The organism is Brevundimonas sp. P2_A6 (assembly GCF_056404975.1).
Genome location: NZ_JBFUCZ010000001.1, coordinates 406,468 through 429,492 on the forward strand (window position 1 = coordinate 406,468; position 23,025 = coordinate 429,492).

The 23,025-nt window shown below is 69.0% G+C and carries 26 protein-coding genes and 1 pseudogene; 19 read left to right on the top strand and 8 right to left on the bottom strand.

Annotated elements, in window-relative coordinates; all coding sequences use genetic code 11:
- Positions 1-12 precede the first annotated feature (12 nt).
- The gene (locus tag AC1DW4_RS02075; RefSeq protein WP_477015579.1) at positions 13-1,161 is read right to left on the bottom strand and encodes an acyltransferase family protein; all 1,149 of its coding nucleotides are present in this window, start codon (positions 1,159-1,161) and stop codon (positions 13-15) included.
- Between the two features lie 101 nt (positions 1,162-1,262).
- Here AC1DW4_RS02075 and AC1DW4_RS02080 point away from each other — a divergent pair, with 101 nt between their 5' ends.
- From AC1DW4_RS02080 to AC1DW4_RS02090, 3 genes and pseudogenes are all read left to right on the top strand, one after another.
- On the top strand, positions 1,263-2,417 hold the full coding sequence (locus tag AC1DW4_RS02080) for a phage portal protein (protein WP_477015580.1): 1,155 nt from the start codon (positions 1,263-1,265) through the stop codon (positions 2,415-2,417).
- Positions 2,417-2,644, top strand: a complete 228-nt coding sequence (locus tag AC1DW4_RS02085) for a hypothetical protein (protein ID WP_477016199.1) — start codon at positions 2,417-2,419, stop codon at positions 2,642-2,644. Before AC1DW4_RS02080 ends, AC1DW4_RS02085 begins: the two co-directional genes overlap by 1 nt.
- A 71-nt stretch (positions 2,645-2,715) precedes the next feature.
- Positions 2,716-3,157, top strand: a pseudogene (locus AC1DW4_RS02090) (HK97 family phage prohead protease).
- Here the strand turns inward: AC1DW4_RS02090 and AC1DW4_RS02095 are convergent.
- Positions 3,090-3,617 (bottom strand): hypothetical protein, encoded by a 528-nt coding sequence (locus AC1DW4_RS02095; RefSeq protein ID WP_477015581.1) that lies wholly within the window; start codon positions 3,615-3,617, stop codon positions 3,090-3,092. The pseudogene AC1DW4_RS02090 and the gene AC1DW4_RS02095 overlap by 68 nt on opposite strands.
- Positions 3,618-3,796: 179 nt before the next feature.
- Here AC1DW4_RS02095 and AC1DW4_RS02100 point away from each other — a divergent pair, with 179 nt between their 5' ends.
- The 5 genes from AC1DW4_RS02100 (at position 3,797) to AC1DW4_RS02120 (ending at position 6,780) form a co-directional block, all read left to right on the top strand.
- A complete protein-coding gene (locus AC1DW4_RS02100) occupies positions 3,797-5,023 on the top strand; it encodes a phage major capsid protein (protein WP_477015582.1) in 1,227 nt (408 codons plus the stop codon).
- Between the two features lie 212 nt (positions 5,024-5,235).
- A complete protein-coding gene (locus tag AC1DW4_RS02105; RefSeq protein ID WP_477015583.1) occupies positions 5,236-5,502 on the top strand; it encodes a head-tail connector protein in 267 nt (88 codons plus the stop codon).
- Between the two features lie 5 nt (positions 5,503-5,507).
- Positions 5,508-5,810: a phage head completion protein gene (locus AC1DW4_RS02110; protein WP_477015584.1), complete on the top strand. Its 303-nt coding sequence runs from the start codon at positions 5,508-5,510 to the stop codon at positions 5,808-5,810.
- Positions 5,807-6,214 carry a DUF3168 domain-containing protein gene (locus AC1DW4_RS02115; RefSeq protein WP_477015585.1) on the top strand — a complete coding sequence of 136 codons (408 nt, stop codon included), beginning with the start codon at positions 5,807-5,809 and terminating at the stop codon, positions 6,212-6,214. The genes AC1DW4_RS02110 and AC1DW4_RS02115 overlap by 4 nt, the downstream gene beginning before the upstream one ends.
- 155 nt (positions 6,215-6,369) lie before the next feature.
- Positions 6,370-6,780 (top strand): phage major tail protein, TP901-1 family, encoded by a 411-nt coding sequence (locus tag AC1DW4_RS02120; RefSeq protein WP_477015586.1) that lies wholly within the window; start codon positions 6,370-6,372, stop codon positions 6,778-6,780.
- Here the strand turns inward: AC1DW4_RS02120 and AC1DW4_RS02125 are convergent.
- Positions 6,777-7,139: a hypothetical protein gene (locus AC1DW4_RS02125; RefSeq protein WP_477015587.1), complete on the bottom strand. Its 363-nt coding sequence runs from the start codon at positions 7,137-7,139 to the stop codon at positions 6,777-6,779. The two genes, AC1DW4_RS02120 and AC1DW4_RS02125, sit on opposite strands and share 4 nt — an antisense overlap.
- 10 nt (positions 7,140-7,149) lie before the next feature.
- Here AC1DW4_RS02125 and AC1DW4_RS02130 point away from each other — a divergent pair, with 10 nt between their 5' ends.
- The 3 genes from AC1DW4_RS02130 to AC1DW4_RS02140 are packed head-to-tail and all read left to right on the top strand — an operon-like array spanning position 7,150 to position 8,214.
- Positions 7,150-7,512, top strand: a complete 363-nt coding sequence (locus AC1DW4_RS02130) for a GTA-gp10 family protein (protein WP_477015588.1) — start codon at positions 7,150-7,152, stop codon at positions 7,510-7,512.
- Entirely contained in the window at positions 7,505-7,693 is a 189-nt protein-coding gene (locus AC1DW4_RS02135) for a phage tail assembly chaperone (protein ID WP_477015589.1), read from the top strand. Before AC1DW4_RS02130 ends, AC1DW4_RS02135 begins: the two co-directional genes overlap by 8 nt.
- Positions 7,690-8,214, top strand: coding sequence for a phage tail tape measure protein (locus AC1DW4_RS02140; RefSeq protein WP_477015590.1), 525 nt, complete (start codon positions 7,690-7,692; stop codon positions 8,212-8,214). The genes AC1DW4_RS02135 and AC1DW4_RS02140 overlap by 4 nt, the downstream gene beginning before the upstream one ends.
- A 5-nt stretch (positions 8,215-8,219) precedes the next feature.
- On the opposite strand, the gene AC1DW4_RS02145 is transcribed toward AC1DW4_RS02140, so the two are convergent.
- Positions 8,220-8,906 carry a DUF805 domain-containing protein gene (locus AC1DW4_RS02145; protein WP_477015591.1) on the bottom strand — a complete coding sequence of 229 codons (687 nt, stop codon included), beginning with the start codon at positions 8,904-8,906 and terminating at the stop codon, positions 8,220-8,222.
- Positions 8,907-8,995: 89 nt separating this feature from the next.
- Here AC1DW4_RS02145 and AC1DW4_RS02150 point away from each other — a divergent pair, with 89 nt between their 5' ends.
- The 8 genes from AC1DW4_RS02150 (at position 8,996) to AC1DW4_RS02185 (ending at position 18,886) form a co-directional block, all read left to right on the top strand.
- On the top strand, positions 8,996-9,613 hold the full coding sequence (locus tag AC1DW4_RS02150; protein ID WP_477015592.1) for a phage distal tail protein, Rcc01695 family: 618 nt from the start codon (positions 8,996-8,998) through the stop codon (positions 9,611-9,613).
- 1 nt (position 9,614) lies between these two features.
- A complete protein-coding gene (locus AC1DW4_RS02155) occupies positions 9,615-10,256 on the top strand; it encodes a baseplate hub domain-containing protein (RefSeq protein ID WP_477015593.1) in 642 nt (213 codons plus the stop codon).
- A gap of 101 nt (positions 10,257-10,357) precedes the next feature.
- Positions 10,358-10,768 carry an NlpC/P60 family protein gene (locus AC1DW4_RS02160; RefSeq protein ID WP_477016200.1) on the top strand — a complete coding sequence of 137 codons (411 nt, stop codon included), beginning with the start codon at positions 10,358-10,360 and terminating at the stop codon, positions 10,766-10,768.
- A complete protein-coding gene (locus AC1DW4_RS02165; RefSeq protein ID WP_477015594.1) occupies positions 10,768-14,457 on the top strand; it encodes a baseplate multidomain protein megatron in 3,690 nt (1,229 codons plus the stop codon). The genes AC1DW4_RS02160 and AC1DW4_RS02165 overlap by 1 nt, the downstream gene beginning before the upstream one ends.
- Positions 14,458-14,557: 100 nt before the next feature.
- Positions 14,558-15,475 (top strand): DnaJ C-terminal domain-containing protein, encoded by a 918-nt coding sequence (locus AC1DW4_RS02170; RefSeq protein ID WP_477015595.1) that lies wholly within the window; start codon positions 14,558-14,560, stop codon positions 15,473-15,475.
- A gap of 2 nt (positions 15,476-15,477) precedes the next feature.
- The gene (locus tag AC1DW4_RS02175) at positions 15,478-16,632 is read left to right on the top strand and encodes a phosphoserine transaminase (RefSeq protein ID WP_477015596.1); all 1,155 of its coding nucleotides are present in this window, start codon (positions 15,478-15,480) and stop codon (positions 16,630-16,632) included.
- Between the two features lie 80 nt (positions 16,633-16,712).
- Positions 16,713-18,008, top strand: a complete 1,296-nt coding sequence (locus AC1DW4_RS02180; protein WP_477015597.1) for an adenylosuccinate synthase — start codon at positions 16,713-16,715, stop codon at positions 18,006-18,008.
- 71 nt (positions 18,009-18,079) lie between these two features.
- Positions 18,080-18,886 carry a response regulator gene (locus AC1DW4_RS02185; RefSeq protein WP_477015598.1) on the top strand — a complete coding sequence of 269 codons (807 nt, stop codon included), beginning with the start codon at positions 18,080-18,082 and terminating at the stop codon, positions 18,884-18,886.
- A gap of 53 nt (positions 18,887-18,939) precedes the next feature.
- Here the strand turns inward: AC1DW4_RS02185 and rpoH are convergent, their stop codons facing one another.
- The 4 genes from rpoH to fba all read right to left on the bottom strand — a co-directional run bounded on the left by rpoH (position 18,940) and on the right by fba (position 22,974).
- Positions 18,940-19,827, bottom strand: coding sequence for an RNA polymerase sigma factor RpoH (gene rpoH, locus AC1DW4_RS02190; protein WP_477015599.1), 888 nt, complete (start codon positions 19,825-19,827; stop codon positions 18,940-18,942).
- Between the two features lie 290 nt (positions 19,828-20,117).
- Complete coding sequence (locus tag AC1DW4_RS02195) at positions 20,118-21,116, bottom strand: RluA family pseudouridine synthase (RefSeq protein WP_477015600.1); 999 nt, start codon at positions 21,114-21,116, stop codon at positions 20,118-20,120.
- Positions 21,113-21,892 (bottom strand): hypothetical protein, encoded by a 780-nt coding sequence (locus AC1DW4_RS02200; RefSeq protein ID WP_477015601.1) that lies wholly within the window; start codon positions 21,890-21,892, stop codon positions 21,113-21,115. The genes AC1DW4_RS02195 and AC1DW4_RS02200 overlap by 4 nt, the downstream gene beginning before the upstream one ends.
- A complete protein-coding gene (fba, locus tag AC1DW4_RS02205) occupies positions 21,889-22,974 on the bottom strand; it encodes a class II fructose-bisphosphate aldolase (protein WP_477015602.1) in 1,086 nt (361 codons plus the stop codon). Before fba ends, AC1DW4_RS02200 begins: the two co-directional genes overlap by 4 nt.
- Between the last annotated feature and the right edge of the window lie 51 nt (positions 22,975-23,025).

Here is a 23,025-nt window from a genome sequence, read left to right on the forward strand (position 1 = left end):
CCCGTGTCGAGCCTAGCGCGGCGTCGGATGTTCGACCTTCTCGGGGACAAGCCCGGCGAGACGGTGCCCGATCCTGACGCCGGGCTTTTCGATGAAGCGATACATCAGGATGCTGACGGGCAATGCCAGCAGGACAGCGCCCAGCTGGACGGCCAGCATCGCGAACTGCGACGATGTCGCGAACGGCAGGAGCAGGCTCGCCAGGGCGATCTGGGCGGGCCTGTGGATCAGATAGAGCGAATAGCTGGCCTCGCCCAGCAGCTGGATGATCGGCACGGTCGTAACGGCCTTGAACACGGGGCCGGTCAGGGGGGCGTTCCGGTGCCAGAGCAGGTAACAGTAGAAGACGCCCCAGACGATCAGGGGCAGGGCATCGTCGCAGAGCGCGACGGCGACGAACACGGCCAGGACGGACATGCCGAGTGGCGATAGCGACAGGCGGGTCAGGGGCGTGAAGGCGAGGCGCGAGACGATGCCGATCAGGAAATACTGAGACGCTCCGGCGATCGAGGATCCGATGTCATAGGCACCGAGCAGGCCGCGCGTATAGGCGACATAGGCAACCAATGCGACCAGGGCGACGACGGCGATCTGCCAGCCCTTGCGGGTCGCCGCGATCACCAGGGGCGCGACCAGATAGAACTGCCACTCCAGCGAGATGCTCCAGGCCGCCGGCAGGAAGGTCATCGCGGCGCGGTTGAGGATCTGGTCAGGGATGGCACCGTGGAGCATCACGGCGTGAAGCGCCAGGTGAGGCCAGACGTTGAGGGTCACCTCGTCGTAGATCTCATAGACGGACGCCGCATAGGCCTGCCAGCCCGTGCTGTTGGCCCAGGACACGGCCGGCATCAGCCTGGCCCAGTCATCGGCGAGGAAATAGCCGACGACGCAGCAGAAAACGTAGGCCGGAAACAGACGAAAGAAGCGGCGGGTGATGTAGCGGCCGTAGCCCTCCTGCTTCACGAGCAACAGGTTGGTGATGACAAAGCCGCTGACGATCATGAAGACAACGACCGCGGCGTGGCCGTTCAGCAGGATTCCCAGCAGCGGGTTCGACGGTTCGAGAAAGCCCGACATCTGCAAGGCGTGGCCCACGGCGACCCACAACGCGAGGTAGATGCGCAGGCCGACGATCTCGTCGAAGAATAACTTGGGTTGCAACACGGTCCCCCCGATCGCTGCCGCCGGACCAGTAACGAACGTTGAAATGCTGCGCCAGCGAAATGGCCGCTGACGAATCGATCTTCACAAGGAAAACGAGAATGCACTGGCAGGAACGGCTGTTCGGCCGACGGACCCCTGTGGCCGAGATCAAGGCCAGTCGCACCGGGCCGCTGGTTGCGATGACTGGGGCCGGGCGGCCGAAGTGGACGCCACGGGATTACGGCAATCTGGCGCGCGAGGGGTTCGCCAGGAACGCCGTGGCCTATCGCTGCGTGAGGATGATCGCCGAGGCCTGTGCGGCGACGCCGCTGGTGGTGTTCGTGGACGGCGTGCGGGACGACGGCCATCCGGTGGCCCAGCTGTTGCGAAAGCCGAACCCGGAGCAGTCGGGGGCCGAGTGGCTGGAGGGCGTCTATGGCGCGCTGCAGACGGCGGGGAATGCCTATGTCGAGGCGGTGGGAGAGGAGGAGCCGGACGAGCTGTGGTCGCTGAGGCCCGACCGAGTGCAGGTGGTGCCGGGGCGGGCGGGGTGGCCAGACGCCTATGAGTATTCGGTCGGCGGGCGCTCGGTGCGGATCGGGCGCAAGGCCGACGGCTGGATGCCGGTGATGCAGCTGAAGCTGTGGAACCCGACCGATGACCATTACGGATTCTCGCCGCTGGAGGCGGCGGCCTCGGCCATCGATGTGCACAATGCCTCGGGGGCCTGGAACAAGGCGCTGCTGGACAATGCGGCCCGGCCCAGTGGCGCCCTGGTGTTCAAGGGGGCGGACGGAGAGCGGTTGACGGAGGCGCAGTTCGCGATGCTGAAAGCCGAGCTGGGCGAGGCGCATGCCGGGGCCGGCAATGCCGGACGGCCGATGGTGCTGGAGGGCGGGCTGGACTGGAAACCGATGTCGATGAGCCCCGCCGACATGGACTTCATCGCCGGCAAGCATGCGGCGGCGCGGGAGATCGCGCTGGCGTTCGGGGTGCCGCCGCAGCTTCTGGGGATTCCCGGGGATGCGACCTATGCCAACTATCGCGAGGCCAATGCGGCGTTCTGGCGGGGGACGGTGGTGCCGCTGGCGAGGAAGACGGCCGGGGCGCTGAGCGGGTGGCTGGGCGGGCGGTTCGAGAATGTGCGGATCGAGCCGGACCTGGACGCGGTGGCGGCTCTGCAGCCCGAGCGCGACGCGCTGTGGGCGCGGCTGTCGAACGCGGCGTTTCTGACGGACGAGGAGCGTCGGCGGATGGCGGGGGTGGGGGCGTGATGGACGACATCAGGAAGCTGGCCACAGGGCTGGCGCTCGCGCTGGTGGTGCAACTGATCGGCGGGCTGGTCTGGGCCGGAGGGGCGGCGGCGCGGATCGCGACGCTGGAGGACCGGGTCGGGGAGCAGAGGCTGGTCGCCGAGCGGCTGGCGCGGCTGGAGGAGCAGGGGATCGCCACGCGGGCGGCGGTCGAGCGGATCGAGAAGCGGCTGGAGGATGGGAAGTGAGTGACGAGTGGTTCGTGGCGAGTGGCGAGTGGGACCGCGAACCGGTCCAGGTTGAGGCCAAGCGCGACAGGATGACACCCGGATCAGGGGGCGGTTTAGGGCACTCGCCACTCGCCACTGACCACTCGCCACTTCTGATCCACGGCTATGCCTCCCTGTGGGGCGTGGCGGATCTGAACGGTGACGTGGTGGCCAGGGGGGCCTTCGCCGACAGCCTGAGGCGGACCGGGGCGGGCGGGGTGCGGATGCTGCATCAGCACGAGAGCCGCGCGGTCGTGGGGGTGTGGGACGAGGTGGTCGAGGACCAGCGCGGGCGCGCTGGACGGACTGTCGATCGGCTTCCGCGCGGCCAAGGCCAGGCGGGACGGGCGGCTTCGGGTGCTGTCGGGCGTCGAGCTGTGGGAGGTGTCGCTGGTGACGTTTCCGATGCTGCCGGGGGCGCGGTTCAGTCCTCTGGGAGATAGCTCGCCGGCAGCGGGATCGTCGGGGTTTCGCTTTGCCAGTATACGCTGACGATCCACCAGCGGGTGCCGTCGTTGAAGAGCTGGATCGAGTTGATGCCGCGGGCGAAGGGGGCTTCGTCGGTGGCGGCGTGGCGGCTCTCGTAGGTCGAAAAGACGTGGGTCAGGTGGCCGAAGGTCTCGACGCGGCGGGCGACCTCACGCTCGTGGAAACCTCGCAGCAGGAAAGGCTCGGCGCGGGCGATGTAGTCGTCCGGGCTCATGAAGGTGACCGTGGACGGACCGTCGGCGGGGGTGCCGATGGGGATGAGTTTCGCCGCCGGGTGGAACAGGCCGCGAAAGCGGTTCCAGTCGCGGGGGACGCCCGAGTCGCCGGAGATGACGGCGTAGAGCGCCGCGACGATGGCGTCGGAGGAGGCCACGTCGGCGGGGGCCGGGGCCGACTGGATGGCCGGTGCCGGGGTCTGGGCGAGCGCCGGCCCGGCGGTCGTCAGGCCAAGGACAGAAAGCACGGCAAGCGTCGATAGGCGCATGTCAGAGATCCCCTGTGAACCTGGGGGAGACTGGCGCGAAGTGGGAGCGCAGGGAAGTCGGAAAGAGCGACCCCTCACCCTTTCGCGCGAGTCCGATCGCTGCGCTCTCGGGCGCTCAAGCCCTCTCCCGCCGGGAGAGGGAAGCAAAAAGGAACACCATGAAAGAGATCAAGACCGCGTCCGCTTCGGCGGAGGCGCGCGCCGCCATGCATGAGATGATGGCGGCGTTCGAGGCGTTCAAAGGGGCGAACGATGCCCGGCTGAGCGAGATCGAGAAGAAGGCCTCGGCCGACATGCTGCTGGAGGAGAAGGTGGCGCGGATCGACCAGGCGGTGGGGCAGGCGCAGGCGCGTCTGGACCGGGCGCTGAGCGAGGCCCGGCGTCCAGCCATCGGGGGTGAGGCGGCCGTGGTGGCGTCGGCTCCCGAAGCGAAGGCGGCGTTCAACGGCTATGTGCGGACGGGGCGCGAGCTCGGGCTGGAGCTGAAGGCGGGGCTGAGTTCGGCGCCGACGTCGGGCGGCTATGTCGTGCCGTCCGAGACAGAGCGGGCGATCGAGCGTCGGCTGATGGCGACCAGCCCGATGCGCGAGATCGCGACGGTGCGGACCGTGGCGTCGGGCACCTTCAAGAAGCCCGTGTCGACGGCGGGCATCGCCAGCGGGTGGGTGGCGGAGACGGCCGCGCGGCCGGAGACGGACCCGGCGACCCTGGCTCTGCTCGAGTTTCCGGCTGCGGACCTGTACGCCAATCCGGCCGCGACGCAGGCCCTGCTGGACGACGCCCTGGTCGATCTGGACGAATGGCTGGCGGGCGAGGTCGAGGACGCCTTCGCCGCGCAGGAGACCCAGGCCTTCGTCAACGGCGACGGGACGAACAAGCCCAAGGGCTTTCTGGGCTATTCGATCGTGGCGGATGCGAGCCATGCCTGGGGCGACATCGGCTATGTGGCGTCGGGGGCGGCGGGTGCGTTTTCGGCGTCCAGTCCGACGGACAAGCTGCTGGACCTGATCTATGCGCCCAAGGCCCAGTTCCGGCCGAACGGGCGGTTCGTGATGAACCGGAAGACGGTCTCGACCGTGCGCAAGTTCAAGGACGCGGACGGTAACTACATCTGGGCACCGGCGACGCGGCCGGGCGAGACGGCGAGCCTGCTGGGGTATCCGATCACCGAGATCGAGACGATGCCCGACATCGCGGCGAACAGTTTCGCGATCGCGTTCGGCGACTTTCAGCGCGGGTATCTGATCGTGGACCGGGCGGGCGTGCGGGTGCTGAGGGACCCGTATTCGGCCAAGCCCTATGTGCTGTTCTACACCACCAAGCGGGTCGGGGGCGGGGTGCAGAACTTCGATGCCCTGAAGGTAATGAAGTTCAGCGCGAGTTGATGTGACGGCCTCCCTCTCCCCCTGCGGGAGAGGGCTTGAGCGCCCGCGAGCGAAGCGAGTGGTCTCGCGCGAAAGGGTGAGGGGTTTCGCTGACGACCGGAGAGAGCCGGTGTCACCCCTCACCCGATCGCGCCAGAACGACGGCTGCGCCGCCGTGCGCGATCTCCCTCTCCCGCAAGGGGAGAGGGGCAATCTGACATCGGAGATTTCCCATGACCGCACCCGTGACGCTCACGGAGGCGAAGCTGTTCCTGCGCGTCGAGCACGACGCCGAGGATGGGCTGATCCAGACGCTGATCGACGCGGCCCAGGCGAGGGTCGAGGGGGAGGTGGGGTTGAGCCTCACGTCCACCTCGGCGGCGCCGCTGAGGCTGGCGATCCTGATGCTGGCCCTGCGCGCATACGAACGCGGCGAGGTGGAGATGTCGATCCGGCCGGTGGAGGCCTGGATCGCGCCGTATCGCGTGGTGCGGATATGAGCGGGATGCGGGTGCTGGCCCAGCTGCTGGAGCCGGTGGAGGCGGAGACGCCCTATGGCGGGCGGGTGGTGTCGTTCGAACCGCTGGGGGCGGTCTGGCTGAGGCTGGAGGGACGCAGACGTCGGCAGACGACGGAGGCCGGGGTGACCTCGGCCACCGAGGTAGCGACGGCCGAGACGCGGACCGACCCGAGGCTGAGCGAGGGCCGGGTCGTCCGGTTCGGCGGGGCGGACTGGACGATCATGGCGCTGGACGCGGACCCGGACCGGCCGGGGCGGACGACCCTGAACCTGGAGCGCAGCCGATGAAGGATCACGAGAGTGCGCTGCAGAAGGCGCTGATCGCGCATCTGCGGGCGGATGGGGCGGTGCGCGCGCTGCTGGGCGATCCGGCGAGGGTCTGGGACGAGGCCCCACGCGACGCGGTGTGGCCCTGGCTGGCGGTCGGGCGGTCCGAGAGCCGGCCGGTGGCGGCGGACGGGTGCGGGGTGGAGCATACGCTGAGCCTGCGCTGCGCCTCGCGGTTCCCGGGAACGGAGGAGGCAAAGGCGGTCCTGGCGGCGGTGCGGGCGACGCTGCACGAGGTGACGCTGGAGGCGGACGGGGTCCGCACGGTGTCGGTGCGGGCGACCTATGCCGACGTTTTTCGATCCAACGACCAGAAGCGGGTCTGGGGCGTGCTGCGGGTGCGCGCGGTGACGGAAGAGATTTGATCCTCACCCGCGCAGCGGGGGAGGGGGACCATGCGCAGCATGGTGGAGGGGGCGGAAGCGGGCACCGTGTTTGAGGTCGCCCCCTCCACCACGACGCAAGCGCGTCGCGGTCCCCCTCCCCCGTTTCGCTGCGCTTCACAAGGGAGGATTGAGACATGGCCGCACAGCGCGGGAAAGACATACTGCTGAAGATCGAGGGGGCACCGGGGGTGTTCACGACGGTCGCGGGCCTGCGGGCGCGGACGATTTCGCTGAATGCGAAGACGGTGGACGCGACGGATGCCGACAGCGCCGGACGGTGGCGCGAGCTGCTGGGCGGGGTGGGGGTGAAGTCGGCGGCGGTGTCGGGGCAGGGCATCTTTCGCGACGCCGCGTCCGACGCGGCGATCCGCGAGGCCTTCTTCGATCAGGGGCTGAAGACGTGGCGGCTGATCGTGCCGGACTTCGGCGTCCTGGAGGGGCCGTTCCTGGTCTCGGCGCTGGAATATGCCGGGGACCACGAGGGCGAGGCGACGTTCGCGATCAGCCTGGCCAGCGCCGGGGCTGTGGCGTTCAGCGCGATCTAGAGGCTGACGGCCAGCATGGTGATGTTCCACTGCTCGGCGAAGCCATAGGCGCGGTCCGATCGCATCCGTTCTTCGTCGTTCCGGAAGTTGTCGCCGCCGGCGTCAATGACGCGGTAGCCGAGCCGGTCGGCGGCGGCGCGGTCGGCACCGGGGAAGACGAGGGCAAAGCCGATGAAACCGATCAAGCGGTGGTCGCCACGCGACGCGGCCTGACGCGCCAGGGCCGAGGCGTCGGACGGAACGTGATCGGCCAGGGCGTAGCTGTCCGGGCTGGAGCCGCCGGTGTCGGGCGCGGGCGGGGTGGCGCAGGCGGCCAGGCTGAGAATGGCGGCGAGCGTGGTCAGGGGGCGGATCATCATGGAGACGAGAATGCCTGAGAGCGACGAATGTTCGAACAGGCCCCCCTCGGGCCCGAGGGCCCTCTCGCCCCAGCGGGGGGAGAATGGCGCGCGGGGCGAAGCGATGGTGGTGCTGGCCGGGGAGGCGCGGCGCCTGTGCCTGACGCTGGGCGCGCTGGCGGAGATGGAGACGGCGCTGGGCGTGGCGGGCGTGGAGGCGATGGGCGCGCGGATGCGGACGCTGTCGGCGGGGGACCTGATGGCGGTGCTGGCGGCCTTGCTGAGGGGCGGGGGCGAGGGGGCGTTCGCGGGTGTGTTGGATCAGGCGGCGGTGACGGCGGCGGAGGCCGCAGATGCTGTGGCGATGGCGTTCGTGGCCGCCTCCGATGGCTGAGACGGCCTGGGGCGCGATGCTGCGGACGGCGGTGGCCCTGGGGGTGTCGCCGGAAGGGTTCTGGCGGCTGTCGCTGAAGGAATGGCGGATGCTGACGGCCGTGGCTCCGGGAGTGATGCCGATGGGACGCGGCGAGGTCGAGGCGCTGATGGTGGCCTGGCCGGATGAGGAGAAACGATGACCGACGAGACACTGGACGCCATTCCGGCCAAGGCGGCCGAGGCGGCGGCGGCGCTGGAGGCGCTGCGGGAGCCGGCGAAGCGGGCGGCGGCGAGCATCGAGGACGCCTTCGGGCGGGCGGGGGCCAGTCTGACGCGGTCGCTGGCGCGGGCGGCGGCGGACGGCGAGGTGACGCTGGGCGAACTGGCGCGGGCGGTGCTGGGCGCGGTCGGAGCGGGCGTCGGCGGATCTGGCGGGCTAGGCGAGGCGATCGCCAGGGCGGTGGCCGGCGTGGCCGGGTTCGGCGGAGCGCGGGCCGATGGCGGCGCGGTGCTGGGTGGCGGGGCCTATCTGGTCGGAGAGCGCGGACCCGAGGTGTTCCGGCCGTCGGGCGCGGGCGTGATCGAGAGCAGCGGCGGAGGCGGCGGCGGCGTGACGGTGAACGTCAGCGTCGATGGGGGGGCACCCGCCTTGTTGAGGTCGGAGGCGCAGATCGCGCAGATGCTGGCGAGAGCCGCCGCGCTGGGGGCGCGACGGCTGTAGGGACGCTAGCGAACCTTTGGGTTCGGGCCGAAGCGGTTGTCGCCGGGCTGACCCTGGGCGAGGCCGACCCACAGCAGGAAGCCCAACTGGATCAAACCGACGATGGCGAAGATGCCGAAACTGGGGCCGATGATCGACCATGCGACTTCGGCGTCGCTCGAACTCCAGTCGTCGCCTCTGGTCAGGGCCGAGAGGCCGACGGTCGCGATGAAGGCACCGACGCCGATGACGCCGGCGATCCAGGGGATGACGGCCAGCCAGCCGCTGTGACCCATGTCGTGAAGACGCTTCACCGTGATCGCGACGTTCGGCCAGATCAGAGCGATCGACAACAGCGCGCCCAGCAAGGGAATCCACCCGAGCACCACGCCGACACCCAGGCAGATCAGCCAGCCCAGCCAGAAATGCTGGCGGCGGATGCGACCCTGAAACGAGAACAGCACCTTCTGGAAGTCGAAGGTGTCGACGGGCACGCCGGGCGTGGCCGACGGCGCGGACGAGGCGACGGTGCCGGCCAGCAGCATGATGTTGGTGGCCTCGCCCGCCACCGGGACGAAATCGACGCGCAGGCCGGTGGTCACGGCCGAGGGCGGCGTGACCTGGTCGGCGTTGAAGGCATAGCGGATGCCGTCGTCACCGCTGATCAGGCCCGAGCCTGCCGCCGGGTCGAAACTGAGAATCTGACCGCGCATTCGATGGCTCCCCCCACCCAGGCCGGAATCGGCCCGCGCGCAAATTGGACGAGGCGCTGGGACGCCACAAGTTAAAGAGGAGACAGGGAATGGCCTTCCACGAGGTGCGCCTGCCCGCGCGGCTGGCGTTCGGATCGACGGGCGGGGTCGAGCGGCGGACGGAGATCGTCACGCTGGCGTCCGGATATGAGCGCCGGAACAGCCCCTGGGCGATGGGGCGCCGGCGGTATCTGATCGGGGCGAACCTGAGGTCGTTGGCGGACATGGCGGAGCTGACCGCCTTTTTCGAGGCGCGACGGGGGCGGCTGTTCGGGTTTCGGTTTCGGGACTTCGCGGATTTCGCGTCCTGCACGCCGGGTGGGACACCGCAGGCGACCGATCAAGCGCTGGGCGTCGGGGACGGGGGGCGAACCGCCTTTCCGTTGGTGAAGCGGTACGGCGATGTCGCGCGACCGATCACCAAGCCGGTGGAAGGATCGGTCGCGGTGGCCTTGGACGGTGTGGCGCTGGCGGATGAAGCCTGTGCGGTCGATCTCACGACGGGCGTGGTGACGCTGGATGCGGCTCCTGCCGAGGGTGCGGTGGTGAGCGCGGGGTTCCTGTTCGACACGCCCGTGCGGTTCGACGCGGACCGGCTGGAGATGACGCTGGAGAGCTTCGACGCCGGGCGGATGGCGGCGGTGCCGCTGATCGAGGTCAGGATCTGAGATGAGGGACATACCGACTGAACTGGTCGCCCGCATCGAGGGCGGAGCGGCGACCCTGTGCCATGCGTGGATCGTGACGCGGACGGATGGCCTGCGGATGGGGTTCACCGATCATGACCGGGGCCTGGACATCGACGGCGTGGTCTGCGCCGCGGGAAGCGGGTGGACGCAAGGGGCGATGGAGGGGGCGGTGGGCCTGAGTGGCGGGACGATGGCGGTCGCCGGCGTGCTGGATGACGACAGGATCGCCGAGGCCGATGTGGCGGCGGGGCTTTGGGACGCTGCTAGGGTCGAGGTGTGGCGCGTGGACTGGATGCGCCCCGATCTGAGGGTGCGGTTGGGAGCCGGGACATTGGCCCGGATCCGGCGCGAGGGGGCGGGGTTCATCGCCGAGGTCGAAGGACCGCTGGCGGCGCTGGAGCGGGTGGTGGGTCGAACCTACGGGCGGGCGTGCGATGCCATTCTGGGCGACGGGCGGTGTCGGGTCGCTGCGGCGGGACGGGTTTGCGACAAGCGGTTGGAGACCTGCGTCGGGGTGTTCGGCAACGGCATCAACTTCCAGGGCTTTCCGGCGATTCCGGGCGACGACTTCCTGACCGCCTATCCGGCGACGGGCGGGCGGAATGATGGGAGGAAGAGGTGAGGGCGCGTTCGCCTCGCCCTTCCCACCCGGCTTCGCCTTCGGCTCAGCCATCCTGCCCCGAGGGGGAGGGAGAGAGGATCGTCGCGGCCGCCCGGTCCTGGCTGGGCACACCGTATCGGCATCAAGCGAGCACCAGGGGCGCTGGGGCGGATTGTCTGGGGCTGGTGCGCGGGGTCTGGCGCGAGGTGGTGGGCGAGGAGCCGGAGACGCTGCCCGCCTATGCGCCGGACTGGGCCGAGGTAGGGGGCGTCGAGACGCTGCTTGAGGCAGCGGGACGGTGGCTGGTGAAGAAGCCGATCAGCGAGATGAAGCCGGGCGACGTGTTGCTGTTCCGGATGGCGGAGGGGGCGATGGTCAAGCACTGCGCGATCCTGTCGTCGATCGAGGGGCCGGAGCCGAGGATCATCCACGCCTATTGGGGTCGGGCGGTGGTCGAGAGCTGGATGGGGCCGTGGTGGCAGCGGCGGCTGGTGGCCGCGTTCGGCTGGCCCCGCCGTGAAGGAGACGACTGATGGCGCAGGTGGTTCTGGGCGGGATCGGACAGGCGATCGGCGGCGGGCTCGGTCGGACGATCGGCGCGGCGCTGGGAGGCGTGGCGGACCGGGCGCTGATCGGGGCGCTGTCGCCGGCGCGGCAGGTCGGGCCGAGACTGGAGACGCTGAAGATCCAGTCGACGGCGGAAGGCGCGCCGATGGCCTGTGCGTTCGGGCGTGCGCGGGTGACTGGGCAGGTGATCTGGGCGGCGCGGTTCCTGGAGCAGAAGAACCGGAGCGGCGGCGGGAAGGGTGGACCGAAGACGGTCGACTATGGCTATTCGTTGAGTTTCGCGGTGGCCCTGTGCGAGGGGCCGATCGACGGAATCGGGCGGGTCTGGGCTGACGGCAAGGTCATGGACCAGACGGGCGTGGCGATGCGGGTCTATCACGGGACCGAAGACCAGACGCCGGATCCGCTGATCGAGGCGGTGGAGGGGTCTGCGCCGGCCTATCGCGGGACGGCCTATGTGGTGTTCGAGGATCTGCCGCTGGGGCCATACGGCGATCGGCTGCCGCAGTTGAGCTTCGAGGTGTCTCGCAGGCCCGAGGGCGAGGGGCTGGAGACGATGCTGGCGGGGGTCTGTCTGATCCCCGGGGCGGGGGAGTTCGTGCTGGCGACCGAGCCGGTCATGCGGCGCGAGGGGCTGACGCGGACCCGGGCCGAGAATGTGCATCTGGGCGATGGGCGGACGGATCTGATCGCCTCGCTGGATCAGCTGGCGGCGCAGCTGCCGAACCTGAAGCGGGTCAGTCTGGTGATCGGCTGGTTCGGGACGGACCTGCGGGCCGGGCACTGCGTCGTGAAGCCGGGCGTGGAACGGCGGGACAAGCCGACGGAGCCGCTGACATGGTCGGTGGCGGGGCTGGGGCGCGAGGACGCGCACCTGATTTCGGAGGTGGAAGGGGCACCCGCCTATGGCGGGACGCCGTCGGACGACAGTGTCCGGCAGGCCGTGGCGGCGCTGAAGGCGGGGGGGTGGGCGGTGACGCTGTATCCCTTCGTCTTCATGGACTGCGACGGCTATCCGTGGCGTGGGCGGGTGAAGGGCGAGGACGGGCCGGGCGCGGAGGCCGAGGTCGCGTCGGTGTTCGGAACGGCGGAGGGGTGGGGTCTGCGTCGGCTGGCGCTGCACTATGCCGGCATCGCGGCCGAGACGGGGTGCGACGGGCTGCTGATCGGGTCGGAGATGCGGGCGCTGACCTGGACGCGGGATGCGGCCGGCGGATACCCGGCGGTTGAGCAATACCGGACGCTGGCGGCGGAATGCAGGGCTATCGTGGGGCCTGACGTGGCCCTGTCCTATGCGGCGGACTGGTCGGAATATTCAGGGCATCGGCCGGGGGACGGGTCCGGGGATGTGGTGTTCCACCTGGATCCCCTGTGGGCGGACGAGGCGATCGATCATGTCGGCATCGACTGGTATCCGCCGCTGGGGGACTGGCGGAGCGGGGACGGCGGCGTGGACGCGGAGGCGTTCACGGGCCCGGACGATCCCGCCTATCTGGCGGCCCAGGTCGCGGGCGGCGAGGGGTTCGACTGGTTCTATGCCGACGATGCGGACCGGGCGGCGCAGGTGCGGACGCCCATTATCGATACCGCGCATGGCGAGGACTGGGTGTTTCGGGCCAAGGACCTGAAGGGGTGGTGGGCCAACGCGCACCACGACCGGCCAGGCGGGGTGCGGTCGACCGTCCCGACGGCCTGGGTGCCGGGGATGAAGCCGATCCGGCTGACGGAGTTCGGCTGTGCGGCGGTGGACCGGGGGGGCAATGCGCCGAACCTGTTTCAGGACCCGAAGTCCGCCGAGAGCTCGCTGCCGCCGTTTTCGACGGGCGCGCGGGACGACGGCATGCAGCGGCGGGCGCTGGAGGCAGTTCTGGGGCATTTTTCAACGATTGAGAACAATCCCATGTCCGCGAGCTATGGCGGGCCGATGCTGGGGGCGGCGGACGCCTGGTGCTGGGACGCGCGGCCCTATCCGGCGTTTCCGGCCTTGGGCGATGTCTGGGCCGATGCCGGGGCGTGGCGGGCCGGGCACTGGCTGAACGGGCGGCTGGGGGGTGAGGCCAAGCATCTGCTGGCGGCGATCCTGCGGCGGGGAGGGCTGGAGGATGATGCGTTCGACGTCGGGCCGCCGGTGGGCCATGTGGCGGGCTATGTGATCGATCGGCCGATGCGGACGCGCGATGCGCTGGAGCCGCTGCTGGGGGCCTTCGACATGGTGGGGGCCGAGCGGGACGGGCGGGTGGCGCTGGTCGGGATCGAGGCGGCGGGCGCAACGGTCGCCCTCGAGACCTTGGCGCTGGGCGAGGAGGCGTCGGGGCCCGTGCGAGAGCGGTTGCTGGAGGCGCGGCCGCGGACGGTCCGGGTGCGATTCATCGACGACGGGGCCGACTATCAGACCGGCGCGGTGGTGGTGCGGGCCGATGAGCACAGTGGAGCCGGCGGTATCGATCTCGATCTGCCGGCGGTCTGCGGGCCAGGGCTGGCGACGGCTCTGGCGAGGCGGATGCTGGGGGCGGACGGGGCGGATCGGCTGACGCTGGCGCTGGGGCCGCTGGAAGCGTTGCGGCTGGAGCCGAGCGATACGGTCATGGTCGATGGGGAAAGCGGAGCGTGGCGGATCGACAGCGTGTCGCTGGATGAGGCGCCCTCGGCGCGGCTGGCTCGGCGCGTCTTTGAAATCCTTGGAGCGGAGGACGGGCCGGTTCGCCTGTCAGAAGGGGGAGAGCCCTTGGGGCTGCCGTTCGCGCGCATTCTGGACCTGCCAGGCCTGCCGGGCGCGGAGACGGATGCCCGGCCGGTCGTGATCGCGGCGGCCGATCCGTGGCGACCGATGGCGGTCCATGTCGGGGAGTCTGCGGATGCACTGGTCCAGCGCGGCGAGGTCCCGTCACCCGCGACCGTAGGACGCCTGATCTCCGATCTGGGGATGGGGCCGGTGGATCGGTGGGATGAGGTCAACAGTCTGGTGGCCGCTTGGGAGGGCGTCGCGCCGGTGTCGGCGAGCGAGGGTGCCGTGCTGGGCACAACCAACCTTCTGGCGGTCGGGGGCGATGCGGGGTGGGAAATTCTGTCGTTCCGCGAGGCGACGCTGGTGGCGGCCGGGGTGTGGCGACTGAGCGGCCTGTTGCGAGGTCGGCAGGGCACGGAGGTCGAGGCCGAGGCGGGTTCCCTGGCCGGAGCGACGGTGGTCGTGCTGGACGGACGGACAGCCCGCTTCGATCTTGACCCGTCGGAGCGGCGACTGGATCGCCTGGCCCGGATTGGGTCGGAGGGCGCGGTACCTGGCGGTGGCGGGTTCGCCGAAGTGCCGTTCCGGTTCGACGGCGTCGTCGATCGACCCTGGAGTCCGGCTAGCCTTCGGACTGAACCCGGGGAGGGCGGGCTTATGGTCCGCTGGCTGCCCCGCGTGCGTGTGGGCGGCGACCGATGGGATATCGAGCCGGCCGAGGTGGATGCGCGGCGGTTTCGGGTGCGTGTGCTGGACGGTCGCGTCGAGCGGCGGGTGTTCGAGGTCGATGGGCTGTCGGCTGTCTATGCCGATGCGGATCTGGCGGCGGACTTTCCGGGAGGGGCCGGCCCGGGCGCGAAGGTCGCGGTGGCGCAGTATGGGGCCGGCTGGGGCTGGGGCCGGGAGGCGGTTTGCAGGCTGGCGGCCTGAAAAACGATTGCGCGGCGCGGCTCATGCCCTAACTGACAGAAGGACGTCCCGCCGCGCGATGCGGGGCGGTCGATGATTCTCTGACGGAGCGGCGAACGGCGTGGCGGGCGATCCCTACAAGGAACTGGGCGTGTCCAGGGGGGCGAGCGCCGCCGAGATCAAGAGCGCGTTCCGCAAGCTGGCCAAGGAACTGCACCCCGACAAGAATCCCGGCGACGCCAAGGCCGAAGAACGGTTCAAACGCGCCTCGGCCGCCTTCGACATCCTGAGCGACCCGGACAAGAAGGCCGCATTCGATGCCGGGCGGATCGATGCCGACGGCCAGCAGAAGTACGGCGGCGGCTATGGTGGGGGTTCCCCGGGCGGTTCGAGCGGAGGCTTTGGCGGTTTCGGCCCGGGCGGGCCCGGAGGTCGCGCGGCGTTCGAGGATATCGACCTGGAGGAGATCTTCGGGCGGTTCGGCGGCGGCGGTGCTGCGCGGGGGCCAGGGCGTGGCATGGGGCGCGGGCAAGATGTGCGCGCCACTCTGGAGATCAGCCTGGAGGATTCCATCGGCGGGGCGACGCGTCGCATCCAGTTCTCGGACGGGCGGACGCTGGATGTGACGATCCCCAAGGGCGCGGCGAGCGGCCAGACGATCCGACTGCGCGGACAGGGCGCGCCCGGGCGGACGGAGGCCGGCGATGCGCTCATCGAGTTGAGGATCGCGCCCCATCCGGTGTTCAGGGTGGACGGTGCCGACTTGACGATGGACCTGCCTATTTCGGTGCCCGATGCGGTGCTGGGCGGCAAGGTGGAGTGTCCGACGCCGGACGGGACGGTGTCGGTGACGGTGCCCAAGGGCTCGAACTCGGGCCAGACGCTGCGGCTGAAGGGCAAGGGGGCGTATGAGGGTGGTCGTCGCGGCGACCTGAAGGCCCGACTGATCGTGACCTTGCCCGACACCGTCGATCCGATATTGCAGCGGATCGCGGAGGACTGGCGCAACAGCCGTCCCTACAGGCCCGGGAAGAATTGAGCGTGGACAAGCCGAGCGTGAAGCCGAAGCGGCCGTGGTTCTCGGCCGGGCCGACGGCGAAACGGCCGGGCTGGTCGTCGGCAGGCCTGCCGCACGACCTGTTGGGGCGGGGCATCCGCGCGCCGGAGGTGGTGGAGCGGTTCGCCCATGGCCTGCGCCTGACCAAGACGGTGCTGGAGGTGCCCGAGGACTGGGTGCTGGCCTATCTGCCGGGATCGGATACCGGCGCGGTCGAGGCGGCCATGTGGAACATGCTCGGGGCCCGGCCGATGCAGGTCATGGCGTTCGAGAACTTCGGCAAGCAGTGGGCGGTCGATGCGAAGGACCACCTGAAGCTGGACGACCTGGAATTTCTGGAAGCGCCGTGGGGGCAGTTGCCGGATTTGAGCCGCGTCGATCCGGACAAGGACCTGGTGTTTCCGTGGAACGGGACGACGTCGGGCGTGCGGGTGCCGAACGCGGACTTCATCTCGAAGGACCGGATGGGGCTGGCGATCTGCGATGCGACCTCGGCGGCCTTCGCCATGCCGATCGATTATTCGCGGCTGGATGTAGTGACCTTCAGCTTTCAGAAGGCGCTGGGCGGCGAGGCGGGGATCGGGGTGGCGGCCCTGTCGCCGCGCGCAGTCGAGCGGCTGGACACCTATGCGCCGCCGCGTCCTGTGCCCAAGGTGCTGCGGTTGCGGGACGGCAAGGGGTTCGACCGGGCGCTGGCCACGGGGTCGATGATCAACACCTTCAGCCTGTGGACGCTGGAGGACTGGATCGACGCGCTGGAATGGGCGCAGAGCGTCGGGGGTCTGAGCGAACTGATCCGGCGCACGGACGCCAATGCGGCGGCGCTGCAGGCCTGGGTGGAGCGGACGGACTGGATCGAGAGCCTGGCCGTCGATCCGGCGACGCGGTCCACGACGTCGGTGTGCCTGAAGATCGTCGATCCGCGCGTGACGGCGCTGGACGAGGCGGGGCGGCAGGCCTTCGTCAGGCGGATGAAGGGCCTGCTCGAGGCCGAGGGCGCGGCGTTCGACGTCGAGAGCCACCGGAACGCGCCGGCGGGCCTGCGGCTGTGGTGCGGATGCACGGTCGAGACCGAGGACGTGGTGGCCGCGACGCCGTGGCTGGACTGGGCGTTCGAGGCGGTGGTCGCGGACCTGTGACGGTTTAATCGTCCCGGTCGGGACGACATCGACGCATTCCCCCGCTATAGCCCCTACCGCATTCAGCGGAGACGAATCCTTTGGCGAACGTGGCGGTGGTCGGGGCCCAGTGGGGCGACGAGGGCAAGGGCAAGATCGTCGACTGGCTGTCGAACCGCGCCGACATGGTCGTGCGGTTCCAGGGCGGTCACAACGCGGGCCACACGCTGGTCGTGGACGGCAAGGTCTACAAGCTGGCGCTGCTGCCGAGCGGCGTGGTGCAGGGCAAGCCCTCGATCATCGGCAACGGGGTCGTCGTCGATCCCTGGCATCTGGTCGGGGAGATCGAGAAGATCGAGGCGCAGGGCGTGTCGATCAATCCGGACATCCTGACCATCGCGGACAACGCCTGCCTGATCCTGCCCATCCATCCGGCGCTGGACGTGGCGAGGGAGGCGGCGGCCAATGCCGTGGGCGCACGGATCGGGACGACGGGGCGGGGCATCGGCCCGGCCTATGAGGACAAGGTGGGACGGCGGGCGATCCGGGTCTGCGACCTGGCCAATGCCGAAGACCTGAAGATCAAGATCGACCGGCTGCGGTCGCATCACGATCCGCTGCGAGCCGGACTGGGGCTCGATCCCATCGATCCGGAGGCGCTGCTGAGCCAGCTGCTGGAGATCGCGCCCAAGATCCTGCCCTATGTGAAGCCGGCGTGGCGGGTGCTGGACCAGGCCCAGAAGGCCGGCAAGCGGGTCCTGTTCGAGGGCGCGCAAGGGGCGTTCCTGGACGTGGACCACGGCACCTATCCCTATGTCACCTCGTCAAACACGGTGGCGGGCCAGGCGGCGGCGGGGTCCGGGATCGGCCCGCGCGGGGTCGGCTATGTGCTGGGGATCGTGAAGGCCTATACGACCCGCGTCGGCGAGGGACCGTTCGCGTGCGAGCTGAAGGACGAAATCGGCGCGCATCTGGCGACCGTGGGGCGCGAGGTCGGTGTGAACACGGGCCGGGCGCGGCGGTGCGGCTGGTTTGACGCGGTCTTGGTGCGCCAGTCGGTGGCGATCAACGGCATCGACGGGATCGCCCTGACCAAGCTGGACGTGCTGGACGGATTGAAAACGCTGAAGATCTGCGTCGGCTATCGCGTCGGGGACGAGGTGCTGGATTATCTGCCGAGCAGTCTGCACGCCCAGGCGGCGGCCGAGCCGGTGTTCGAGGAACTGGAAGGCTGGAGCGAGACGACGGCGGGCGCGCGCAGCTTCAAGGACTTGAACGCCAATGCGATCAAATATGTGAGGCGGATCGAGGAGTTGATCGGGGCACCGGTGGCCCTGTTGTCGACCAGCCCCGAGCGAGACGACACGATCTTGATCCGGGACCCGTTCCTGGGCTGAGACAGCGGTTTCGGTTCAACGCGCCCTTAACCGGCACAGTGTTAGGCATCTCCATTAGCCAGGAGTGCCCCTTGTTCGCTGCCGACGCCAAGACCCTGAACCGGATCGAACCTGTGGTCCGGCGCGTGCTGATCGCGGACCCGAACCTGGCGTCCGCGCGCCTGCTGCTGGACATCATGAAAAGCCTGGGCGCGCGTGAGGTCGTGACCGAGTCCGACGAGCATCGCGTGATGGACCATGCGCGCGAAATGGAGCCGGGCCTGATCTTCACCGAGCGTAGCGGCGTCAAGCTGGACGGCGAGCAGCTGGCGCGACGCATCCGCCGCTCGAACCTGGCCTGCCGCCGGGTGCCGATCATCATGATGACGGCTGATGCGACGGCGAGTTCGATCAAGGGCGCGCGCGACGCCGGCATCCACGAATTCCTGAGAAAGCCCTTCACCAGCGCCGACCTGTTCAAGCGGGTCGAGAACGTGGCGCTGAAGCCGCGCGACTGGATTGAGGCTGTGGGCTATGTCGGGCCGGATCGGCGCCGGTTCAACTCCGGCGAATACGCCGGGCCGCAGAAGCGGACGGCCGACAAGCCTGCGACAGCGGCCCAGGCGGCGGTTGCTGCCAAGGATCAGGCGCTGCGAATCCTCGCGGCCTCGCTGGCTCAATTCGATAATGATCCGATGCAGGCCGCGCGGGCGGTCAAGCAGCAGGCGGAAACCCTGAAGGCCTTGGCCATGAAGACATCGGACGCCCGGCTGGCGGTCGCAGCGGCCGGGCTGGAAGGCTATCTGGCCCAGGGTGCACCGACCAAGGTCGGTCTGGCGGGACCGATCGGCGCGATCCTGGCCCTGGCCCCGCCCGAGACGCTCGCCCGGGCGGGATAAACCAGGTTTTTCGCTAAGGGTCGACGCGCGCGTCTCGCGGCTTGAGCGAGGCTTTAGGCGTCGACGAGGTTCCGTTCCTCGGCGGCGGCGCGCATGGCCTTCTGGAGCTTTTCGAAGGCGCGAACCTCGATCTGGCGGACACGCTCACGGCTCACACCGTATTCGCCGGCGAGTTCCTCCAGGGTGACCGGATCGTCCTTGAGGCGACGTTCGGTCAGGATGTGCTTCTCGCGATCGGTCAGCTCGCCCATGGCCTCTTCCAGCAGGCTCATGCGGATCGACTTTTCCTCGGAGTCGGCTAGGGCCGTTTCCTGAGACACGGCGTTGTCGTCCGACAGCCAGTCCTGCCACTCGCTCTCGCCATCCACGCGCAGCGGGGCGTTCAGCGAGGCGTCGCCGCCGAGGCGGCGGTTCATGTTGGTGACCTCTTCTTCCGACACACCCAGCTTGGTGGCGATGGCGGAGAGATGCTCGGGGTGCAGGTCGCCTTCCTCGAAGGCCGAGATCTGGCTCTTGGCCTTGCGCAGGTTGAAAAACAGCTTCTTCTGCGCGGCCGTGGTGCCCATCTTCACGAGCGACCAGCTACGCAGGATGTATTCCTGGATCGAGGCACGGATCCACCACATGGCGTAGGTCGCCAGGCGGAACCCCTTGTCCGGATCGAACTTCTTCACGGCCTGCATCAGGCCGACATTCCCCTCGGAGATCACTTCGCCGATCGGCAGGCCGTAGCCGCGATAGCCCATGGCGATCTTGGCCACGAGGCGAAGGTGGGACGTGACCAGCCGGTGGGCGCTCTCGGAGTCCTGGTGTTCGGACCAGCGCTTGGCCAGCATGAACTCCTCGTCCTTGGTGAGCATCGGAAACTTGCGGATTTCCGTCAGATAGCGCGACAGGCCTTGCTCAGGCGACATCACCGCGAGTGATTTCATTGCAGCCATTTTGGTCCCTCCGAACCTAGATAGAGCAGGCTCGACGCAGGCGGCCACCGAATGTGCACCGTCTCCTCACCCCTCAACCGGACAGATAGCGATGGGTTGCCGCACTTGTCAGAGGCGGATCGTCACAGAGACCTGTGACCGTGACCCAGGCGCCACTTGCACCGTTCGAGAAGCCGTATAGCGGATAGTCAGTCTTTAATCAAGACTTACTAAACGTCGAGTTCGTTTGCGCAGGCTCACGAGGCTCATTCGCGCGTTGCAGGCTGTTCGTTACGCCGCCCGCATGGCTTTCAGAGGGCGGCAAGGACGGATTCCAGCCGGGCCATGTCGGCGGGCAGCGGTGTCTCGAAACGCAGCGGCTCGCCGGTCACGGGGTGGATGAACCCCAGGACGGCCGCGTGCAGGGCCTGGCGGGTCAGGCCGGATTGTTCGATGGCGGCGCGGACGCTGGCGGCAGGGCTGCCGGAGCCATAGGTGGCGTCGCCCAGTATGGGGGAGCCCTTCGACGCCATATGAACCCGGATCTGATGTGTGCGGCCTGTGTGCAGCGTGCAGGCGACGCAGGCGGCCGGACACGGGGCCCCGAGCTTTGGCGGAAGACCGAACGTTCGATCGACACGATAGTCGGTGATCGCCAGCCGACCTCCTGTCTTCAGGACAGCCATTTTCTTTCGGTCCCCATGCGACCGTCCGATCAGGGTTTCAATGCGACCCTCGCGCGGCATTGGCATTCCGCGCGTCAGGGCGATGTATGTGCGTTCGATGTCGTGGGCGGCGAACAGGGCCGACAGTCCGGCGTGGGCGCGGTCGGACTTGGCGGCGACCATGACGCCCGAGGTGTCCTTGTCCAGGCGGTGGACGATGCCGGGCCGCGCGACGCCGCCTATGCCCGAAAGGGAGGCACCACAGTGATACAGCAGGGCGTTGACCAGGGTGCCGTCGGGGGTGCCGGGTGCGGGGTGGGCCGCCATGCCCGCGGGCTTGTCGACGACGATCAGGTCGGCGTCCTCGAACAGGACGGTCAAAGGGATCGCCTGGGCCTGGGGCAGGGCAGGGGCCACGGGCGGGATCAGGATCGCGTAGATGCCTGCCTGGGCCTTGGCGGAACCGCCGGCGATCGACGCACCCTCGAAGGTGACGGCACCGTCGGCGATCAGGGCCTGGATGCGCGCGCGCGACAGCGTCGGGATCGCGTCGGCAAGGGCCTTGTCGAGGCGGGCACCCGAGGCGTCGAGGACGACCTGAAGCACATCGCCGTCGTCATCGTCGTCGACGGGGGTGTCGGTCACTGGTCCAGCAGACGGGCGTCGAAGGTCAGGCTGGCCCACTGGCTGGTGAAGCGGGCGTCGGGCGTGGCGGGTGGCGAGAGCATGACCGCGTTCAGATAGACGAGGCCGGTCAAATCTTCGGGCAGGGTGATCCGGCCGTCGGCGTCTGTGGTCAGGGCGACGCGGCCCCCCTGCTCGGTAACGACGAAGGCCGGGTGGTTCGGCGTGGGCTGTCCGCGCAGGAACAGGGTGAAGACGCGGGGCGCGTCGGGGTCGGCGACGAACTCGAAGGTGTCGGTGCCCGGTTCGGTGTTGTCGGCACAGGCGGCGGCGCAGACGATAGTCTTCAGGTGCTTGGTATAGGTCTCGCGCAGGGTGCCGTTGGTGGCAACCGAGGCGGCAACGGCTGTTCGAACGCCGGCTGGGGCACCGATCTCGTCCATGTAGTGGTCGATCTCATCGGCCGCGACGTCGATATCCCAAGGGGCGAGGGACACCGAGATGACAGCGCCTCGGTCCGCCGAGGGTGCAGGCGAGGTGGTGAAGGTCATGGCGACGTCGTCGGCGGCGGCGGTCCAGGTCAGGGGCTGACCGTCGGCGCGGGCATCGACGTGGGCCATGCGCTCGACCCGGATGCGGGTCTCCGGCTCCGGGAAGAAGCTGGACGAGGTGATCTGGACCACGATCGGCTGTCCGGCCGTCACGGTGGCGGGCGGCACGATGAAGGTGTCATGGGCCATCGCCGCCGTGGCGACGGCCCAGCCGAGGACAGCGAGAATGGCCGCGCCAGTTCTCAAGAGGCGGCCTTCAGTTCGCGGCCATAGACCGGGTCCAGGTCGCCCTTGGCATAGCGTTTGGCCATCTGGGCGGTGGACATGGGGCGGATCTTGGAGGCCTGACCCTCGCAGCCGAACTGCTGGAAGCGCTCGGCGCACAGCTTGCGCATGGCCTCCTTGGCGGGCTTCAGATAGGCGCGCGGGTCGAACTCGCCGGGCTTTTCGGCCAGCACCTTCCGGATCGCGCCGGTCATGGCCATGCGGTTGTCGGTGTCGATGTTGATCTTGCGCACACCGTGCTTGATGCCGCGCTGGATTTCCTCGACCGGCACGCCCCAGGTCTGGGGCATCTCGCCGCCGTACTGGTTGATGATGTCCTGCAGGTCCTGCGGCACGCTGGACGAGCCGTGCATGACCAGGTGGGTGTCGGGCAGGCGGCGGTGGATTTCCTCGATCACGTGCATGGCCAGGACCTCGCCGTCGGGTTTCCGGCTGAATTTGTAGGCCCCGTGCGAGGTGCCCATGGCGATGGCCAGGGCATCGACCTTGGTACGGCTGACGAAGTCGACGGCCTGATCCGGATCGGTCAGCAGCTGGTCGTGATCCAGCTTGCCTTCGAAGCCATGGCCGTCTTCGGCCTCGCCCATGCCGGTCTCGAGGCTGCCCAGAACGCCCAGTTCACCCTCGACCGAGACGCCGCAAGAGTGAGCCATCTCGACCACGCGGCGGGTGACGTCGACGTTGTAGTCGTAGTCGGCGGGGGTCTTGGCGTCTTCCTTCAGACTGCCGTCCATCATCACCGAGGTGAAGCCGTACTGAATGGCGGTGGCGCAGGTCGCGGGGCCGTTGCCGTGATCCTGGTGCATGCAGACCGGGATGTGAGGATACAGCTCGGCCAGGGCGTCGATCAGCTTGGCCAGGACGATGTCGTTGGCGTAGCTGCGGGCCCCGCGGCTGGCCTGGATGATGACCGGCGCGTTGACGGCCTCGGCCGCCTCCATGATGGCCAGGCCCTGTTCCATGTTGTTGATGTTGTAGGCCGGCAGGCCGTAGTCGTTCTCGGCCGCATGGTCGAGAAGCTGTCGCAGCGTGATGCGCGCCATGAGAGAAACCCCTGAAGCTGTATTTTCGTCAGGCTTTAGCCGGACGAAGCT

Coding starts and splice junctions, on each gene's coding strand:
- AC1DW4_RS02145 (WP_477015591.1), bottom strand. CDS start 8,906: ATGCGCGGTCAGATTCTCAGTTTCGACCCGGCGGCAGGCTCGGGCCTG.
- rpoH (WP_477015599.1), bottom strand. CDS start 19,827: ATGGCTGCAATGAAATCACTCGCGGTGATGTCGCCTGAGCAAGGCCTG.
- AC1DW4_RS02125 (WP_477015587.1), bottom strand. CDS start 7,139: ATGATGATCCGCCCCCTGACCACGCTCGCCGCCATTCTCAGCCTGGCC.
- AC1DW4_RS02100 (WP_477015582.1), top strand. CDS start 3,797: ATGAAAGAGATCAAGACCGCGTCCGCTTCGGCGGAGGCGCGCGCCGCC.
- AC1DW4_RS02155 (WP_477015593.1), top strand. CDS start 9,615: ATGAGGGACATACCGACTGAACTGGTCGCCCGCATCGAGGGCGGAGCG.
- AC1DW4_RS02130 (WP_477015588.1), top strand. CDS start 7,150: ATGCCTGAGAGCGACGAATGTTCGAACAGGCCCCCCTCGGGCCCGAGG.
- fba (WP_477015602.1), bottom strand. CDS start 22,974: ATGGCGCGCATCACGCTGCGACAGCTTCTCGACCATGCGGCCGAGAAC.
- AC1DW4_RS02135 (WP_477015589.1), top strand. CDS start 7,505: ATGGCTGAGACGGCCTGGGGCGCGATGCTGCGGACGGCGGTGGCCCTG.
- AC1DW4_RS02080 (WP_477015580.1), top strand. CDS start 1,263: ATGCACTGGCAGGAACGGCTGTTCGGCCGACGGACCCCTGTGGCCGAG.
- AC1DW4_RS02105 (WP_477015583.1), top strand. CDS start 5,236: ATGACCGCACCCGTGACGCTCACGGAGGCGAAGCTGTTCCTGCGCGTC.
- AC1DW4_RS02150 (WP_477015592.1), top strand. CDS start 8,996: ATGGCCTTCCACGAGGTGCGCCTGCCCGCGCGGCTGGCGTTCGGATCG.
- AC1DW4_RS02140 (WP_477015590.1), top strand. CDS start 7,690: ATGACCGACGAGACACTGGACGCCATTCCGGCCAAGGCGGCCGAGGCG.
- AC1DW4_RS02110 (WP_477015584.1), top strand. CDS start 5,508: ATGCGGGTGCTGGCCCAGCTGCTGGAGCCGGTGGAGGCGGAGACGCCC.
- AC1DW4_RS02085 (WP_477016199.1), top strand. CDS start 2,417: ATGGACGACATCAGGAAGCTGGCCACAGGGCTGGCGCTCGCGCTGGTG.
- AC1DW4_RS02115 (WP_477015585.1), top strand. CDS start 5,807: ATGAAGGATCACGAGAGTGCGCTGCAGAAGGCGCTGATCGCGCATCTG.
- AC1DW4_RS02120 (WP_477015586.1), top strand. CDS start 6,370: ATGGCCGCACAGCGCGGGAAAGACATACTGCTGAAGATCGAGGGGGCA.
- AC1DW4_RS02165 (WP_477015594.1), top strand. CDS start 10,768: ATGGCGCAGGTGGTTCTGGGCGGGATCGGACAGGCGATCGGCGGCGGG.